The 17,264-nt window shown below is 65.1% G+C and carries 17 protein-coding genes; 12 read left to right on the top strand and 5 right to left on the bottom strand.

Annotated features, from left to right (window positions below; translation table 11 throughout):
• Nucleotides 1–12: 12 nt before the first annotated feature.
• Nucleotides 13–306 (bottom strand): DUF4148 domain-containing protein, encoded by a 294-nt coding sequence (locus tag DNK89_RS03455; RefSeq protein ID WP_110958900.1) that lies wholly within the window; start codon nt 304–306, stop codon nt 13–15.
• A gap of 282 nt (nt 307–588) precedes the next feature.
• Here DNK89_RS03455 and DNK89_RS03450 point away from each other — a divergent pair, with 282 nt between their 5' ends.
• From DNK89_RS03450 to DNK89_RS03435, 4 genes are all read left to right on the top strand, one after another.
• The gene (locus tag DNK89_RS03450) at nt 589–897 is read left to right on the top strand and encodes a hypothetical protein (protein ID WP_060985737.1); all 309 of its coding nucleotides are present in this window, start codon (nt 589–591) and stop codon (nt 895–897) included.
• A gap of 163 nt (nt 898–1,060) precedes the next feature.
• Entirely contained in the window at nt 1,061–2,149 is a 1,089-nt protein-coding gene (locus DNK89_RS03445; protein WP_110958899.1) for a DUF6817 domain-containing protein, read from the top strand.
• Nucleotides 2,150–2,268: 119 nt separating this feature from the next.
• Nucleotides 2,269–3,072, top strand: coding sequence for a MetQ/NlpA family ABC transporter substrate-binding protein (locus tag DNK89_RS03440; protein WP_238990676.1), 804 nt, complete (start codon nt 2,269–2,271; stop codon nt 3,070–3,072).
• A 377-nt stretch (nt 3,073–3,449) separates the two neighbouring features.
• Entirely contained in the window at nt 3,450–5,756 is a 2,307-nt protein-coding gene (locus DNK89_RS03435) for a bifunctional diguanylate cyclase/phosphodiesterase (RefSeq protein ID WP_110958897.1), read from the top strand.
• 186 nt (nt 5,757–5,942) lie between these two features.
• On the opposite strand, the gene DNK89_RS03430 is transcribed toward DNK89_RS03435, so the two are convergent.
• Nucleotides 5,943–6,587, bottom strand: coding sequence for an FMN-dependent NADH-azoreductase (locus DNK89_RS03430; RefSeq protein WP_015014365.1), 645 nt, complete (start codon nt 6,585–6,587; stop codon nt 5,943–5,945).
• A gap of 146 nt (nt 6,588–6,733) precedes the next feature.
• Here DNK89_RS03430 and DNK89_RS03425 point away from each other — a divergent pair, with 146 nt between their 5' ends.
• A complete protein-coding gene (locus tag DNK89_RS03425; protein ID WP_110958896.1) occupies nt 6,734–7,681 on the top strand; it encodes a LysR family transcriptional regulator in 948 nt (315 codons plus the stop codon).
• Between the two features lie 164 nt (nt 7,682–7,845).
• On the top strand, nt 7,846–8,715 hold the full coding sequence (locus DNK89_RS03420) for an HDOD domain-containing protein (RefSeq protein ID WP_056746683.1): 870 nt from the start codon (nt 7,846–7,848) through the stop codon (nt 8,713–8,715).
• 372 nt (nt 8,716–9,087) lie between these two features.
• On the opposite strand, the gene DNK89_RS03410 is transcribed toward DNK89_RS03420, so the two are convergent.
• The 3 genes from DNK89_RS03410 to DNK89_RS03400 are packed head-to-tail and all read right to left on the bottom strand — an operon-like array spanning nt 9,088 to nt 11,703.
• Entirely contained in the window at nt 9,088–10,161 is a 1,074-nt protein-coding gene (locus DNK89_RS03410) for an ankyrin repeat domain-containing protein (RefSeq protein ID WP_110958895.1), read from the bottom strand.
• Nucleotides 10,158–10,772, bottom strand: coding sequence for a sigma-70 family RNA polymerase sigma factor (locus DNK89_RS03405; protein WP_370220859.1), 615 nt, complete (start codon nt 10,770–10,772; stop codon nt 10,158–10,160). The genes DNK89_RS03410 and DNK89_RS03405 overlap by 4 nt, the downstream gene beginning before the upstream one ends.
• A gap of 22 nt (nt 10,773–10,794) precedes the next feature.
• Complete coding sequence (locus tag DNK89_RS03400; RefSeq protein WP_110958894.1) at nt 10,795–11,703, bottom strand: hypothetical protein; 909 nt, start codon at nt 11,701–11,703, stop codon at nt 10,795–10,797.
• A gap of 189 nt (nt 11,704–11,892) precedes the next feature.
• Between DNK89_RS03400 and DNK89_RS03395 the strand changes: the two genes are divergently transcribed.
• The 6 genes from DNK89_RS03395 to DNK89_RS03370 all read left to right on the top strand — a co-directional run bounded on the left by DNK89_RS03395 (nt 11,893) and on the right by DNK89_RS03370 (nt 17,249).
• The gene (locus DNK89_RS03395) at nt 11,893–12,477 is read left to right on the top strand and encodes an alpha/beta hydrolase (protein ID WP_060985249.1); all 585 of its coding nucleotides are present in this window, start codon (nt 11,893–11,895) and stop codon (nt 12,475–12,477) included.
• Nucleotides 12,478–12,708: 231 nt separating this feature from the next.
• On the top strand, nt 12,709–13,713 hold the full coding sequence (locus DNK89_RS03390) for a sulfate ABC transporter substrate-binding protein (RefSeq protein ID WP_043566551.1): 1,005 nt from the start codon (nt 12,709–12,711) through the stop codon (nt 13,711–13,713).
• 36 nt (nt 13,714–13,749) lie between these two features.
• A complete protein-coding gene (cysT, locus tag DNK89_RS03385; RefSeq protein ID WP_110958893.1) occupies nt 13,750–14,619 on the top strand; it encodes a sulfate ABC transporter permease subunit CysT in 870 nt (289 codons plus the stop codon).
• Nucleotides 14,616–15,518 (top strand): sulfate ABC transporter permease subunit CysW, encoded by a 903-nt coding sequence (gene cysW / locus DNK89_RS03380; RefSeq protein WP_110958892.1) that lies wholly within the window; start codon nt 14,616–14,618, stop codon nt 15,516–15,518. The genes cysT and cysW overlap by 4 nt, the downstream gene beginning before the upstream one ends.
• 13 nt (nt 15,519–15,531) lie before the next feature.
• Nucleotides 15,532–16,656: a sulfate/molybdate ABC transporter ATP-binding protein gene (locus DNK89_RS03375; protein WP_110958891.1), complete on the top strand. Its 1,125-nt coding sequence runs from the start codon at nt 15,532–15,534 to the stop codon at nt 16,654–16,656.
• Nucleotides 16,657–16,712: 56 nt separating this feature from the next.
• A complete protein-coding gene (locus DNK89_RS03370) occupies nt 16,713–17,249 on the top strand; it encodes a disulfide bond formation protein B (RefSeq protein ID WP_203422178.1) in 537 nt (178 codons plus the stop codon).
• Nucleotides 17,250–17,264: the final 15 nt, after the last annotated feature.

Here is a 17,264-nt window from a genome sequence, read left to right as displayed (position 1 = left end):
TGGTCTGCCAAATTACATGGCGCTGAATTCACCCGAAGGGATCTGGCCGGTGCGAACAGCTTCGGCAGCCTGGGCACGTACGGCAGCACGGTCGGCGGTGGACTTGTAAGTCGCCACGCGCGAACCTGCGGGTTCCATGCTGTGGGTGCGGGCTTCGGTGACGGCTTCAGCAGCCACTTCAGCGCGGGTGCGGTTCGTGTCGAACTTCAGGGCAAATTGCGAGCCATCGGCTTCGTCAGCATGGGCGCCAAAAGCGGCGAAAGCGGCAACAGCGGCGACGGAGAGGAAACGGGTGGTCTTGTTCATGATGAAAATCCTTGAAAGTTAAAAAAGCGTCTCAAAAAAGCCGGGTCAAAAACCATTCCTGAACCGGGTTCGGTGAGTCGCCTTGCGGGTTCGGCTCATCGATGGGATGAACTGTACGCCGATGGTGTTCAGAGAAAAACCACCCAGTCGCAAACTAACTGTTCCAGTATTGAGAACAATCTTTCCTTCTTCCCGCGCTCTGCGGGGAATCTTTCAGCGCTCGAATTTTGTTGGAGAAAACTGTATATTCGTACAGTATCAAACCACAGGAGAAGCAGCGCCATGCAAGTCATCGAATCCACTTACGTCGTCAACCTCCGCGACTACCCCGAGGAGCTTCCGGCCAAGGAGCGCATAGCCGCCGAAACCCGGTACGCCAGAGCCCTGGAAAAGCAGCTCGGCGGCCCCGAACAGGTGGCGGCCGCGCTCGACACCATGCAGAGCCTGGAGGAGTCGCCGCCCGAGGTAGTGTCCCCGGGTGATCTCACCCTGCTCAAAGCCTGGGGCAAGGCCAGCGTGGCGGCCCGGCAGGCCGGGTTCAGAGACTTGGGAGAAGGAGAGGGTGCGTACTTTGAGGTGCGGCTGGTCTGAGAGGCTCAAGGCCCGCAGCTGGCCATGGCGCTGACCGAGCCGCCGTGCAGGCGCGTGCGGGGTGCAAGGGCCGGGTCGCCCCCGTGCTTGCGCAACCGCCGTGGGGGCAGATACTGTGTGTACATTGCATTCCCTGCACCCTCAACGCCGGAGACATCACCCCATGACCCTGCCGCTTCACCCCCTGGACCCTGACCTGTTTGCCCGCGCGCTGCCGCTGCTGGACGACGAGTGGTTGACCCGCGACCCCGAGCTGGCGCCCGTGCTGCCCACGGTGCTGGCACGCAATGTGGGGCAGGACTGGCACAAGGCGGGCACCTTCCGCCACCACCTGGTGGGTGTGACACGCACGCTCACGGTGTGGCAGCAGCCGCGCGATGTGCGCCTGCTGGGCCTGTTGCACAGCGTGTATGGCAATGCGTTTGTGGACCTGGTGAAGTTCGATCCCGCCAAGGAGCGCGCCCGGGTGCGCGAGATTGCGGGCGAGTCGGCCGAGCACTTGGTCTACCTGTTCTGCACCCAGTCGCGCACGCAGTTCGTGCAAAAGGTGCTGGCCCATGCGCTGGAGGCGGACGGCAGTCTGGTTCTGCAAAAGGATGGGCAGGACCACGTGCTTACGCCTTACGAGGTGGCGGCCTTCATCATCGTGAGCATGGCCGACACCATCGAGCAGTGGTTCAGCTGGCAAGACGACATCTTTTCGCGCTTTCCGGACGTGCAGCACCGCAACCAGAAGGCGCACTGGGCTGCATCGCTCTGGCCCGGGCCCATGCGGCCATCGGGGCGCATGGTGCACCAGATCAACGGGCTGGCCAAGGCGCTGCAGCACCCGGGGCTGAAGGACGTGCTGCCTATGCCGCCCGTGTTTGCGCATTGCACGCAGCACCTGTCTGCGGCCAACGAGGCAGCAGCCACGTCGCTGTACTGGTCGGTCATCCAGCAAGACCAGCCGCTGGTGGACCTGGACGTAGCCACCGGCGTGCTGGAAAGCGCGGTGCGCCACAACCCCTGGGTGGGCGAACCGCAGATGGTGCTGGCGCAGCTGTATCTGTCCGCTGGCCGCAAGGACGACGCCAAGGCCGCCGCCGATAGCGCGCTGCACCTGTTCAGCGCCTGGGGCAATGCGTGGGACAAGCGCGTGCAGTGGGACGCCTGGGTGGCCTGGACGCGCATCCTGCTGCAGGGCGCGACGGTGGAAGGCACCTGGCCCGAGCGGCTGGACAAGCTGAACAACGTAGCACTGCGGGGCTGAAGAAGGAGCGTTGAGTGCTTGTTATGCGATTGGGTTGTAATGAAATGAAAATTTAGTTGTTCTGGTTTTATCGGGGAAACCCTAGGATGCGAACCATCTCTCAACGAAAGGTTTTCCCTGTGAACAACAACAAGCGCCTTCTCCTGCAATCCGCCCTGGCCCTGGCCGCTGCTGCCGCTTTCTCGTCCGGCGCCATGGCCCAGGACAAGCCCATCAAGGTGGGCGTTACCGGCGGCCCCCACGCCCAGATCTTCGAGCAGGTGAAGAAGGTTGCCGAGAAGGACGGCCTCAAGATCCAGATCGTCGAGTTCAGCGACTACGTGCAGCCCAACGCCGCGCTGGCTGCGGGTGACCTGGACGCCAACAGCTACCAGCACAAGCCTTACCTCGATGCGCAAGTGGCCGACCGTGGCTACAAGCTGGTGTCGGTGGGCTACACCGTCAACTTCCCCATCGGCCTGTATTCCAAGAAGGTCAAGAAACTGGAGGACCTGAAGGAAGGCGCCAAGTTCGGCATTCCCAACGACCCCACCAACGGCGGCCGTGTGCTGCTGGTGCTGCAGGACAAGGGCCTGATCAAGCTGCGTGACGGCGCGGGCCTCAAGGCCACGCCGCTGGACGTGGTGAGCAACCCCAAGAAGCTCAAGTTTGTTGAACTGGACGCCGCGCAGCTGCCCCGTTCGCTGGACGATCTGGACGCCTCGGCCATCAACACCAACTTTGCGCTGTCGGCTGGCCTGAACCCTGGCAAGGACGCGATTGCACAAGAAAACGCCAAGAGCCCCTATGTCAACCTGATCGCCGTGCGCGAAGCCGACAAGGACAAGCCCTGGGTGGCCAAGCTGGTGAAGGCCTACCATTCCGAAGAAATCAAGAAGTTCATCCAGACCGAGTTCAAGGGTTCGGTGCTGCCAGGGTTCTAAAACCCCGAGGGAACGCTCCATGGCGACGGGCCGGCAGCGGCCCGGAGCGGCGGCGGTTCTCTCTCCTTGCGCGAGCAGGGCAGTACCGGGTTGAGCAGGTACGCCCCCGCCATGGGTTGCAGCCCTCCGACGCTCTCGATCAGGCGGCGGTGTTGTGGCGCCGCAGCGTCGGGGGCTCAACAAAAACATCCAAGCCATTTGGCACCCAGCGCCCATCCCATGGGCGCTGGGTGCTATTTCTTTGGTAGCCTCATTTTGTGTCAGTGCCCCGGCAGACCGCAGGGGGAAAAGGTGGGCCGCACTTGCGGCCACAATGGGAGGGGTAACGTTCTGTAGCAACTGCGCCCAGCACTCCCTCCCCACCACAGCACTGACCCATGTCCTTCGCGGAACGAATCCTCACAGCGGTCTGGTTGAGTGCGACCACGCTGTCGTTCCTGGCGTCGTTGTGGGTGCCTTCTCCGGGTGCGCGGCTGTTTCTGGACAACACCTCCTGGACGCTGGCGTTTTGGCTGTCTGCCTTCTGGGCCTGGCGCGGCTGGCGGCAGGCGCCGCCCACCGACCGCGCGCTGCACACCGGCCTGCTGAGCTTTGCTGTGCTGGTGGCGTTGGGGCAGATGGTGTGGAACGTGCAGGTCGCGCTGGACTGGAACCCTTTCCCTGCGCCCGCCGACCTGCTGTTTCTGGCGGGCGGACCACTGTGGGCGGCCACTGTCATCCGCGCCACGTTTGCGCGCCTGTCGCGCGACCGGGCCTACCCGGCGGCGCTGGACTTTGGCGGTACGGTGCTGGCGCTGCTGGCGTTCACGCTGGTGATCTATTTACCGTCGGGCGAGGTGGACTCGCTGGCCGTGGGCACGGTGCTGGTGCTGTACCCGGCCGGGTTTCTGGCTGCGGCGGGCGTCACGGCGCTGGCCATTCCTACGGTGGGGGTGCGCATTGAGCGTTCTCACGTGCTGGTGCTGCTGGGCCTGCTGGGCTATGGCCTGAGCTGGATGCAGTGGAACCTCATGGTCATCAGCGGCACGGTGCAGCCGGGCATCTGGTTCAACGCCAGCTTCAGTGTGTCGGCGCTGGTGCTGGGCTGGGGCGCGCGCTGGCTGCGGTTTGCCGTGTCGGCAGATGCGGCTTACCGCCGCCAGTGCGACCAGGTCATGAACTACGTTCCGCTGCTGTCCATGACGCTGGCGGCCGTTACCCTGGTGCTGCTGTTTGTGGCGCCCGATGGGCGGGCGGGCATGCAGGCACTGATCCTGGTGTGCTGCCTGCTGGTGCTGCTGCTGGCCGCGCTGCGACAGACCATTGTGGTGAGCCTGCTCAACCGCCTGCGCACGGCCGAGGCCGCCGTGCTGCGCAACGAGGAGCAGCTGTACCGCGTGGCGCACTTTGACGCGCTCACCGGCTTGCCCAACCGCCGCTACTTTGAAGACGCGCTGGAGCGTGCTGTGGCCGAGGCCGCGCGCGACACGCACAGCACCAACCGCCGCGTGGCGCTGCTGCTGATCGACCTGGACCACTTCAAGAGCGTGAACGAGACCTACGGCCACCGCGTGGGCGATGCGCTGCTGAGTGAGGTGGCCCAGCGCATCACCCAGCTGCTGGCGGGGCAGGGCCTGGTGTCGCGGCTGGCCAATGACCAGTTCACGGTGATGCTGCTACGCCCCGCGTCGCGGACCGAGCTGGCGCAGCTGGCGGCATCGCTGGTGGAAGGCCTGGCGCAGCGGTGGGAGCTGTCGGAGGTGGGCGCGCAGTACATGGGCGCCAGCCTGGGCATCAGCCTGTACCCGGACGACTCCGCCAACAGCGTGGAGCTGGTGCGCCACGCGCATTCGGCCCTGCATGCCACCAAAAGTGCGGGGCGCGGCTCGTACCGCTTCTACATCGAAGAGTTCACGCAGATCACGCGCGGGCGGCTGGAGCTGCGCCGGCGCCTGCACAACGCGCTGCAGGCGGGCGAGTTCGTGCTGGTCTACCAGCCCCAGCTCAACCAGCAGCGCCAGACCGTGGGTGCCGAGGCGCTGCTGCGCTGGTCGGTGGATGGCAAGGCGGTGCCGCCCGACGAGTTCATCCCGCTGGCCGAGGAGAGCGGGCTCATCGTGCCCATCGGGCTGTGGGTGTTCGAGACCGCTTGCCGTCAGATGGCACAGTGGCGTGCCGAGGGCTGGCAGGTGCCCGTGGTGTCGGTCAATGTCTCCACCATCCAGCTGCGTGAGCCGGGTTTTACCCAGACCCTGCTGGGCGTGACCCAGCGCGCCGGGGTGGCGCCCGCCGGCCTGGTGCTGGAGATCACCGAGTCGCAGCTGCTGGACGAGTCCCTGTACGCCATCGCGCTCGATCTGAAGAACGCGGGTTTTGCGCTGTCGATCGACGACTTTGGCACCGGCCACTCGTCGCTGATCAAGCTCAAGCGCCTGCCGGTGAGCGAGCTGAAGATCGACAAGGTGTTTGTGCGCGACATCGTGGTGGACGTGAACGACCGCGAGATCTGCGCCACCGTCAACGCGCTGGCCCGCACGCTGGGCCTGGAGGTGGTGGCCGAGGGCGTGGAGACCGAGGAGCAGCTGCAGTTTTTGATCCGCATGGGCTGCGAGCGCTTTCAGGGCTGGCTGTTTGCCCCGGCCCTGCCGCCCCGGCAGCTGGCTGAGCAATGGTTGCAGCGGCAGGCGCCACACGCAGCGCAGTGACTGCTGGCACGGTGCGGCGTAGGGGCGGCATTGTCCGCGTGCGGTATATCAAATAGATAGCTGCTCAGGCATGTTCCACTAGCGCATCCAGCCGTTTTGGCTGGATAAAGGCCAAAACCCGGCACGCGGCCGGGTTCTAGGGGGGTTGCAGGGCTTGCGCCCTGCACTCCGTGGTCGCTGCTGCGCTCAGGCGGCCTGCGACACGCGGCCCTGGTTGGCAGCCACGCTGGTGTGCGTGGAAATTTCCACGTTGGCCGAGGCCAGTGCGGCCGCCTTGGCGTCTGGGCCCATGGCCACACCTTCGGCACGCACAAAGCGCACGTCAGTGATGCCGAAGAAGCCGAACACCACCTTCAGGTAGCTCTCCTGGTGCTCCATGGCCTGACCGCCTTCGCTGGTGGAGTACACGCCGCCACGGGTGGAGGCCACGATCACCGTCTTGCCACCAGCCAGGCCCACGGGGCCCTTGTCGGTGTACTTGAAGGTGCGGCCGGCTTGTGCCAGGCGGTCGATCCAGGCCTTGAGCTGGCTGGGGATGGAGAAGTTGTACAGCGGCGCGCCAATCACGATCACGTCGGAGGCCAGGAACTGGCTCACCAGCGCCTCGGACAGGGCGTTTTCATTGCGTTCCACCTCGGTCGCAGCGGCCTGGCCGGTGCGGAAACCCAGCGACTGGGCCGACAGGTGCGAAGGCGCTTGCTGTGCCAGGTCCAGGTATTGCACGGTGGTGCCGGGGTGGGCGGCTTGCCAGGCGGCCACGGTGCGGGCGGTCAGTTGGCGGGACACGGATTGATCACCGGTGATGGCAGAGTCAACGTGAAGCAGTTGCATGAGGGAACTCCTTGGGTTCTGTGGATCGGAGCCACAGCGTGTGGCCATGGAATGAATTGTGGGGATGGATCAATTTGTTGATAAGGTAGTGAACTTGCGATAGATTGTTCTATCCATAGAACGATTGAAGTGTTACGGACCTGTCCATGCAAGACCTCAACGACATGCTGTATTTCGCTGAAGTGGTGGAGCGCGGCGGCTTTGCCGCAGCGGGCCGCGCGCTCGGCATCCCCAAGTCGCGCCTGTCGCGCCGGGTGTCGGACCTGGAGACGCAGCTGGGCGTGCGCCTGCTGCAACGCACCACCCGCAAGCTCTCGCTGACCGAAGTGGGCGAAGCCTATTTGCGCCACTGCCAGGCCATGCGTGAATCCGCCCAGGCGGCGGCCGACACGGTGGCCCAGGTGCAGACCACGCCGCGCGGAACCATCCGCGTGAGCTGCCCGGTGACGCTGGCGCAAACCGTGGTGGCCGAGCTGATGCCCCGGTTTCTGGCCCAGTACCCCGAGGTGCGCATCGACATGCTGGTGAGCAACCGCGCGGTGAACCTGGTGGAAGAGGGCATCGACGTAGCGCTGCGCGTGCGCCCCTCGGTGGATGACAGCGGCAGCATGGTCGTCAAGCGCCTGGACCACACCACACAGATCCTGGTGGCCAGCCCCGAGCTGCTGATCCGCCAGGGCACCCCCAAGACGCTGGACGACCTGGCCAAGCTCGACAGCATCGCCATGTCGGCGCCCGACGGACGCTCCACCTGGAATCTGATCGGCCCGGGCGGCGTGCACCAGCAGGTGCAGCACACGCCGCGCTATGTGGCGGACGACCTGCTCACGCTCAAATACGCGGCGGTGGCCGGCACGGGGGTGTGCTGGATGCCCGACTACATGTGCCAGGAAGAAATGCGCGAGCGCAAGCTGGTGCGGGTGTTGCCCGACTGGGCGCCCGCGCCCGCCATCGTGCACGCCGTGTTCCCGTCGCGCCGGGGGCTGTCGCCCGCCGTGCGGCGCTTTCTGGACTACCTGGGTGAGGCCATGCCCGGCCGCAGCAGCCTGAGCACGCGGCAGGCCCTGCAAGGGCTCGACGGCGCCAATATCTGAGGCCAGGTTCTAAGGCCAGGTCCTGACGCACTGGGCGCAAAGCCTGCGCCTGTGCACGGGTTCGGTGGGCAGAACGCTTTTTGGCGCCACAATGCAACGAATTGCAACTGTGCGGGCTGCGCCCGTCCGTGTGGTCGGCACACGCGGCGGCCCGGGGACTTTTTGTGACCGCTCCACACCCCATCGACCAAGACATCCGGCAGGCCCGCGTGCACCCTGCCGTGCGTGCCATCGTGATCCCGCCGTGCCCCGAATCGTTGCTGCGCCTGCAGCAGATAGTGGCGGCGCCCGAGCTGGACTCGACCGCGCTGGAGCAACTGGCATCTTCCGACGTAGCCCTGGCCGCCGCCGTGATGCGGCTGGCCAACAGCCCGCTCTACGGCCTGGCCCAGCCGGTGCAGACCGTGGGCATGGCGCTGACGGTGCTGGGGTTGCAGCCAGCGGTGGAGCTGCTGTCTGCCTTCATCACGCGCAACGCGCTGCAGGTGCGCTCGCCGCTGCTGGAGCATTTCTGGGAAAGCTCGCAGCGCCGCGCCATCGCGTGCGAGCACATCGGCCACCAGCTCTACAGTCTGGACCCGGGCCTGGGCTACAGCTTCGGGCTGTTCTGCCATGTGGGCATGCCGGTGCTGGTGAAGGCCGTGCGGGGCTATGCAGGCACCGTGACCGAGGCCCTGGCGCGCAAGGACCGTACCTTCACCCAGACCGAGAACGCCAGCCACCGCACCGACCACGCGGTGATGGGCGCCATCGTGGCGCGCACCTGGCACCTGCCGGGCGACGTGGCCCAGGCCATCTGGCTGCACCACGACTTTGCGTGCCTGAACGACGAGCAGTTTGATCCCACCGTGCGCCACCTGGTGGCGCTGGGCCTGCTGGCCGAGTTTCTGGTCAACCAGCACGACGGCCTGGCCCCCACGCGCGAATGGACCCAGCACGGCCAGGCCTGCATGGACCACCTGCACGTGACGCAGGACGAACTGGACCACTGGATCGACGCGCTGCACCCGGCGTTTGAGGCGGTGCGGTTCTAAGAACGTGTTTACGATCTTTTCGGGGTCGCGTTGGAGTGCAATCGGGATGAGTGGATGCTTCGGATGCGCCGCATGGGCTCGTGCCCATGCAAGCAGCCGGGGCGTCCAATCGCCCGATTTCATTCCAACCCTTCGGGCAAGTGCCTTGCCGGGCGGTCTGCAGCGTTGCACCGCTTGCCAATAGCACGGGCTATTGGCCGCGCGCTGCGCCTTGCATCCCAGCCCTGCAAGGTACTTGCGCGGCCCTGAAAAGATCGCAAACACGTTCTCATGATTCTGACGAGCGGCTGATTCGCCGTTGCCACTCACGGGGCCGGTATGTCTACCCCGTGCGTACGTGATGCAGTCCCGTGTGGCCTGCCGGTGCGATTTTCAGCGCGCCGCTTCCAGCAACTCCACCAGGCGCGTGTGCCCCCGCTGTGCCGCCAGCTGCGCCGCAGTCAGACCATCGCGGTCCACCAGCGTCAGGTTGGCGCGCAGCGTCAGCAGTCGCTGCACGGTGGGGGTGTGGCCGTTCATGGCGGCCAGCATCAGAGCGGTTTTTCCTTCGGGGTCGCGGGCATCCACCGGTGTGCCCTGTTGCACAAGGGCTTCGACCTGCTGGGTCTGGCCCGTACGGGCGGCCTCCCAGAGGGTTCTGGGCAAGGCTGCGCCCAAATTCTTTTGCATGGCAGGGGCTGCAGCAGCCGCGTGGTGGTCGCGCGCTGCAGAGTCAGCCATAGCGCTGCGGGCGGCTGGTGCTGCAGCCGGAGCGGGGGCTGCCGGAGCGACCTCCTGGAGGGCCGGTGCTGCTGGGCGCTCGCGCCTTTCACCACCATATTCGGCACGGGGGGCTGCGGCCGTCGCGGGTGCGGGGGGCGATGCAGGGAAACCGGAGAGGGCGCCTGCTGTGCGAGGTGCTGCCAAGGCTTCTTGCTCGGTGGTGGGGGACACAGGAGCCGACTTGAATACGGGCTGGGCAGGTGTCTGTGTCTGCGCAGGTGCGGGGGCGGCTACCGTGGAGGGCTTGGAGGGCAAGGCGTCGGCCGATGGGCCGGTGCTGTTCCGCGCATTGTTCTGCGCGCTATCGGGCGCGCGCGGAGTGGCTGGTGAGGGCTCAGCCGGTGGCTGCGGCGTCGGAGGGGCCGCTGGCGCTGGGGCTGCCGGCGCCTCGGTCCGGCGGTGGCTGAAAGCAGTGTCCCGCTCTTCGGGCGTGCCGCGCTCAAACTGCAGCATCAGCAACCCAGTCAGCCCCACCACGGCCACAGTGGCCAGGGCCGAAATCTTCCAGCGGGCTTGGTTGGCGGCAGGGGTTGCCACTGAGCCTGCTGATGCCGATGCCGCAGCCTTGGCGATCATCTGGGCATGTGCACGCACGGCCTCGCGCACATGCGCGCCGGGGCGGGCTTCTTCCTGCTCGCTGGCTTCGTGGTAGCGCCGGACCAGTTCGTCGTCCTGCCGGGTCATACAAACTCCTTGAGGTGCTGGCGCAGGCTGGCCCGTGCGTAGCGCAGGCGGCTCTTGGCGGTTTCAAAATTCACGCCGGTGGCCTCGGCAATCTCCTGCACGCTCAGGTCGCCTTCGGCTTGCAGCAAAAAGGCCTCGCGCTGCTCCAGTGGCAACTGCTCCACCGCCTCAATCAGCGCAGCCGCCTGCTCGCGCGACTGCAGTTGCCGCACGGGCCCAAAGCCCGAATCAGCCACCAGCGTGTCGGCCAGCGTGCGCGCATCGTCCTCGCAGGCGTCCAGGCTGGTGTGGTGTTTGGCGGTGCGCAGGTGGTCCACCAGCCGGTTATGCGCCAGGGTGAACAACCAGGTGCGAAACTTGGCCTTCACCTCATAACGGGCGGCATTGCGCGCCACCGCAAACCACACGTCCTGCAGCAGGTCGTCGGCCACCGCCTGCACCTTCACGCTGCGAAACACAAACCGCCACACGGACAGTTCGTGCCGGGCGTACAGCCGGTCGAACGCGGCCATGTCGCCCTTGGCGTAGCGCAGCATCAGCGCTTCGTCGGCGTCGTGGGCATCGTCAAAGGGTGGGGCGGCAGGCACCCGGGCATTATGCGAAACCCTCATGCACGCACGGGCTGGCCCAGGCCTACCTGGGGTCGGGTACGTACGACAGGTTGTCCGACTGCGGAAATGCGCGGGGCACCGGGGGCACGGAGGGCCGGGCGATGGGCTCGCGGATCACGCCGCTGGCGATCAGGTTCTCGCGGCTGTCGTAGCGGATGCTGATGATTTCATTGGGTTGCTCCTGCAGGCGCGTGAAGGTGGTGTGGGTGACGACCGATGTCTCGCGCTGGCCGTGTGCTGTGCCCAGCTTGGCCGATGGCATGGGAGCGGCCTTGGCCACACTGTCAGCAGATTGCGAGCGCGCAGAGGATTCGGCCTCGGCCGATGGGACCGGGGCAGCAGGCGCACCGGCAGCCCCAGCGGCTGCGGGCGACGCGGGTTCCTCCCGCAAGCGCCCGAGGCCCAGGCTGTTGTCGCGGCGCTGGCTGTAGGGCTCGGGGGTGATGGTGGGGGCAGGCTGGGGCATCGGTGGCTGTTCGCGGAACAGGGCCACGCCAATCACGCCCACATGCGCCGGGCGGCCCGTGCGGGCGGCATACGAGTTGGCAATGTGCGAAAACTCAAAGGCCGCCACCTGGCTGTCGCTCTTGCGCCAGCCGGTGATCTGGTAACGCTCGTAGGGCGAGAACACATACCCGCGCTGGTCCCACGCAGCGGTTTCGCCGCTGAGCACATTCACGCCGTCCACGGACGGCACGGCCAGCACCCGCTCGCCCAGCCGGTTGCGCACCGTGATGGCATACCGCGCCCCCGGCCGCCCGGCCACCCAGTATTCGCCTCGGGCGTAGTGCACCGGCAGCGTGGCGCCGGTGTCGCGGTCCACGATGGTGACATCGGCCAGGCGGCCAATGGCCTGGGCAGGCAGGTGGGCCAGGCCCAGCAGTACCGTCAGGGCGGCGAGGGCGGGCAGGGTGAGTGAACGGGGTTTCATGGCAGCTCCATCAAAAAAGTGGTGGTGCTGGATGAAACGAACGGGGCGGTCGAAAGGGGTTAAACCCCGCGAAAAAAGATCTTGGGGTCAGAAACTACCGAAATGCGGGTGTTTTTAGATGATTTGGCGATTAAATAACAAGAATTAAGTCGTTTGGGTTTTAAAGACTGGCTCGCAGAATGCCAGCCTGTGACCGCTACCACCTCCATCATCATCGTCCCCGGCTGGCGCGACTCGGGCCCCGGCCACTGGCAGAGCCTGTGGGCCGAGCGCCTGCCCCATGCGCGCCGTGTGGTGCAGGACGACTGGATCACGCCCACGCGTTCGGCCTGGGTGAGCCAGTTGGAAAAGACGGTGCTGGCTGCGCCCCAGCCCGTGGTGATCGTGGCGCACAGCCTGGGCTGCATTGCCACCACCCACATGGGCCCTGAGGCTGCGGCCAAGGTCTGCGGCGCGCTGCTGGTGGCCCCGGCCGACCCGGAGCGCCGCGCCATCCTGAGCGACTTTGCCCCCGTACCCTATGCCGCATTGCCGTACCGCAGCATCGTGGTGGCCAGCAGCAATGACCCGTTTTGTCCCATCCGCCTGGCGGGCGCCTATGCGCGAGCCTGGGGCAGCGAGTTTGTGCGCATGCAGAACGCAGGGCACATCAACATCGATTCGGGCCATGGCGAATGGCCCCTGGGCTGGGCGTTGTTGCAGTCGCTGGAGGGGGATCACACCGGTAACCGACCCATGGGTGGCTACGCGCAGGTCTCCTCTGCTGCTGCCTAATTGCTACCTTATTGATAGCTTGCTGGGCACATTGCACTAGCGCTTGGGGTCTATGGGACCAAAAAACTCTCGCCAGAGCAGCTGCAGCGGGCCCGGGTGGCTTGACGTCAGCGCACCCCTGATAGCGCTTATATGCCGATTCTCGATTAATTAACAAAAATATATTCTTTTGAGTTTTAAGAGGGGGTCCGCACAATGCGGAATCTCCAGCAATTTTTGGGCGACTCCTTCATGACTTCTCTGAAACTCAAGACCCTCCTGGCCTCCCTGGCCCTGGCCGCGAGCGGCATGGCTGCCGCTCAAAATTCGCTGCTCAACGTGTCGTACGACGTGGCTCGCGAGTTCTACAAGGACTACAACACCGCCTTTGCCGCGCACTACAAGAAGACCACCGGCCAGGACGTGAAGATCGACCAGTCGCATGCTGGCTCTAGCGCCCAGGCGCGCGCCGTGAACGACGGCTTGGCTGCCGACGTGGTGACCATGAATACGACCACCGACGTGCAGTTCCTGGCTGACAACGGCGTGGTTGCCAAGGACTGGGCCAAGAAATTTCCCAACGACGCATCGCCCACCACGTCCACCATGCTGTTCCTGGTGCGCAATGGCAATCCCAAGAACATCAAGGATTGGGACGACCTCATCAAGCCCGGCGTGCAGGTGATCGTGGTCAATCCCAAGACCGGCGGCAACGGTCGGTATGCCTACCTGGCCGCCTGGGGCGCCGTGCGTGAAAAGGGCGGCACCGACGCACAGGCCGCCGAGTTCGTGAGCAAGCTCTACAAGAACGTGCCCGTGCTGGCCAAGGGTGGGCGCGATGCCACCGCCACCTTCCTGCAGCGCAACCAGGGTGATGTGCTGATCACCTTTGAATCCGAAGTGGTCTCCATCGACCGCGAATTTGGCGCGGGCAAGGTCGATGCGATCTACCCCTCGGTGAGCGTGGTGGCCGAGAACCCCGTGGCTGTGGTCGAGCGCACTGTGGCCAAAAAGGGTACGGCCCAGTTGGCCAAGGCCTACCTGGACTATCTGTATTCGGACGAAGCGCAGGAGATCGCCGCCAAGCACGCCATCCGCCCACGCTCGGAAAAGGTGCTCAAGAAGTACGAAGCCACGTTCAAGCCGCTCAAGCAGTTCACCGTGGCCAAGTATTTCGGCTCGCTGACCGAGGCGCAAAAGGTGCACTTCAATGACGGCGGCCAGTTCGACAAGCTGTACACGCCCGGTGCCAAGTAAGTAGGCCGGCGCTTTTCCCGACTATCTACTGCATCTATGACCACTGCGACTGCCGTGGCCACAGCCCCGGCCGGACGGCGCGCGCCCAAGCGCGTGTTGCCTGGCTTTGGGCTGTCACTGGGCTACACCCTTTTCTACTTGAGCATCATCGTGCTGATCCCGCTGTCGGCACTGATCTTCAAGACCTTCACCCTCACCTGGGACCAGTTCTGGGCGGCCATCAGTGCGCCGCGTGTGCTGGCGTCGTACCGGCTGACCTTTGGCGCATCGTTCATCGCGGCGCTGGTCAACTTGGTGTTTGGTCTGCTGATCGCCTGGGTGCTGGTGCGCTACAAGTTCCCCGGCAAGAAGATCGTGGATGCGCTGGTGGACCTGCCGTTTGCGTTGCCTACTGCCGTGGCCGGTATCTCGCTCACGGCCTTGCTGGCGGGCAATGGCTGGGTCGGCAGCATTCTGGAGCCCCTGGGCATCCAGTTGGCCTTCAAGCCCGCAGGCATCGTGATTGCGCTCATCTTCATCGGCCTGCCGTTCGTGGTGCGTACGGTGCAACCGGTGCTCGAAGACGCTGAAAAAGAACTGGAAGAAGCCGCCACCTGCCTAGGCGCCACGCGGCTGCAGACCTTCACCAAGGTCATCCTGCCTTCCATCACGCCCGCACTGCTTACCGGCTTTGCCATGGCGTTTGCGCGGGCCGTGGGTGAATACGGCTCGGTCATCTTCATCGCGGGCAACATGCCCATGGTGTCGGAGATCACGCCGCTCATCATCATCGGCAAGCTGGAGCAGTACGACTACGCGGGCGCCACCGCCGTGGCTGTGGTGATGCTGGTCATCTCCTTCATCCTGCTGCTCATCATCAACGCGCTGCAAGCCTGGCAGCGCCGCCACGCGGGGGCTCCAGCATGAGCGGCGCCAACTCTCGAACTGTTCGCCGCGCCCAGGCCGGCACCACCGAGGCATCTTGGGTGCGCTACACGCTGATCACGCTGGCACTGGCTTTCATGCTGCTGTTCCTCGTGCTGCCGTTGGCCGCTGTGTTTGCCGAGGCGCTGCGCAAGGGCTTTGGCGCCTACCTGGAAGGCTTGCGCGAGCCCGACGCCTGGTCGGCCATCAAGCTCACGCTGATCACCGCGCTGATCGCCGTGCCACTGAACCTGGTGTTTGGCGTGGCGGCAGCTTGGTGCATTGCCAAGTACGAGTTCAAGGGCAAGGCCTTCTTGACCACGCTGGTGGACCTGCCGTTTTCGGTGTCGCCTGTGGTGGCCGGTTTGATCTATGTGCTGATGTTTGGCGCGCAGGGCTGGTTTGGCCCGTGGCTGGCGGCGCATGACATCAAGATCATCTTTGCCGTGCCGGGCATTGTGCTGGCCACCGTGTTCGTCACATTCCCCTTCATCGCCCGAGAGCTGATTCCGCTGATGCAGGCCCAGGGCAACGACGAGGAACAGGCTGCCATCGTGCTGGGCGCTACCGGCTGGCAGACCTTCTGGTATGTGACCTTGCCCAACATCAAGTGGGGTTTGCTGTACGGCGTGATCTTGTGCAACGCCCGAGCCATGGGCGAGTTTGGCGCGGTGTCGGTGGTGTCGGGCCACATCCGGGGCCAGACCAACACCATTCCGCTGCACGTCGAGATTCTCTACAACGAATACCAGTCGGTGGCCGCGTTTGCTGCTGCCTCGCTGCTTGCCCTGTTGGCCCTGGTCACGCTGGTCATCAAGACGATTGCCGAACACCGCAACGAGCAGGCCCTGAAGGCCGCCGCCGAATTGCCGCCCGAGCGCCCCGCGCCCGCTGGCGTGTGAAGGAAAACAGAACATGAGCATTGAAATCCGTAACGTCAGCAAGCAGTTCGGCGACTTCCAGGCCCTTCGCGATGTGAGCCTGGACATTGCCTCGGGCGAACTCATCGCGTTGCTCGGCCCCTCGGGCTGCGGCAAGACCACGCTCTTGCGCATCATCGCGGGCCTGGAGACGGCCGATGTGGGCACCATCCACTTCAGCGGCGAAGACACCACCGACGTGCACGTGCGCGAGCGCAACGTGGGCTTCGTGTTCCAGCACTACGCACTGTTCCGCCACATGACGGTGTTCGAGAACGTGGCCTTTGGCCTGCGCGTCAAGCCCCGCAGCGAGCGCCCGAGCGAGGCGCAGATCAAGGAGAAGGTCATGGACCTGCTCAAGCTGGTGCAGCTCGATTGGCTGGCCGAGCGCTACCCTTCGCAACTGTCGGGCGGCCAGCGCCAGCGCATTGCGCTGGCCCGCGCCCTGGCAGTGGAGCCCAAGGTGCTGCTGCTGGACGAACCCTTCGGCGCGCTCGATGCCAAAGTGCGCAAGGAACTGCGCCGCTGGCTGCGCCGCCTGCACGACGAGCTGCATGTCACCTCCATCTTCGTGACCCACGACCAGGAAGAAGCCCTGGAAGTGGCCGACCGCGTGGTGGTGATCAACCAGGGCAAGATCGAGCAAAGCGGCTCGCCCCAACAGGTGTGGGACCAGCCCGCCAGCCCCTTCGTGTACGGCTTTCTGGGCGATGTGAACCTGTTCCACGGCCGGGCCCATGAAGGCCTGGTGCACCTAGAGGGCATGCAGATCGACTCCCCCGAGCACCAGGCGGCGCAGAACGCCAAGGCCTTTGCCTATGTGCGTCCGCACGACCTGGACGTGGAGCGCTACTCCCCCGGCGCAGGCCTGGACGCAGAAGGCCGTCCCCGCGGCATCGTGGCCCAGCTGAGCCGTGCCATTGTGGTGGGGCCGATTGCGCGCCTGGAACTTATTCCGACCGACGACCACAAACCAGCGGACAATGCGTCCCCAGAGTCCCTGATCGAAGCGCAGATTCCTGCGCAGCAGTTCAAGGAAATGGGTTTCAAAGAGGGTGAAACGCTGGTGGTCACACCACGCCGCGCCCGAGTGTTCTTGGATCACGCCGCTGGTATCTGAGCAGCTTCCCTGGGGATGCCGCGCCAGGCACTGCGCGGCTTAGAGGGATAACAAAGATGTTGTTGAACTGGATCGATCAGGCCCCGCGCCGTGTGATGGCGCTGATCAGCGTGGCCTGTGTGGCGATGCTGGCCTTTGGCATGTATTTGCAGCATGTGGTGGGCCTGGAGCCTTGCCCCATGTGCATCGTGCAGCGGTATGCGCTCATTGGTGTGGCGGTATTCACGGCCCTGGCGAGCGCGCGAGGCAATCGGGGCTGGTGGATGACTTTTGGGGTGCTGGCCCTGGTCACCGCCGGGTTTGGTGCCTTTGTGGCAGCCCGCCAGAGCTGGCTGCAGTGGTACCCACCGGAGATCGCTACCTGTGGCCGCGACTTCTACGGCATGATCGAAAATTACCCCATCAGTCGCGCCATTCCCATGATCTTCCGCGGCTCGGGTGATTGCACTGCGATCGACTGGACCTTCCTGGGCGGCTCGATTGCCAACTGGTCGTTCATTTGCTTTGTGGGCTTTGGCCTGGTGCTGCTGGCACTGCTGGTGCGTGCCTTGAAGGGTGGCACCCAGCGGGGCTCTGGCTACTCGGTGGCTTGACGGTAGCCCAGGCTC

This window comes from Acidovorax sp. ST3 (assembly GCF_003231145.1).
Lineage (GTDB): Bacteria > Pseudomonadota > Gammaproteobacteria > Burkholderiales > Burkholderiaceae_C > Acidovorax.
The sequence above is the reverse complement of the archived record's forward strand: the minus strand, read 5'-3'. Positions and strand labels throughout refer to the sequence as shown.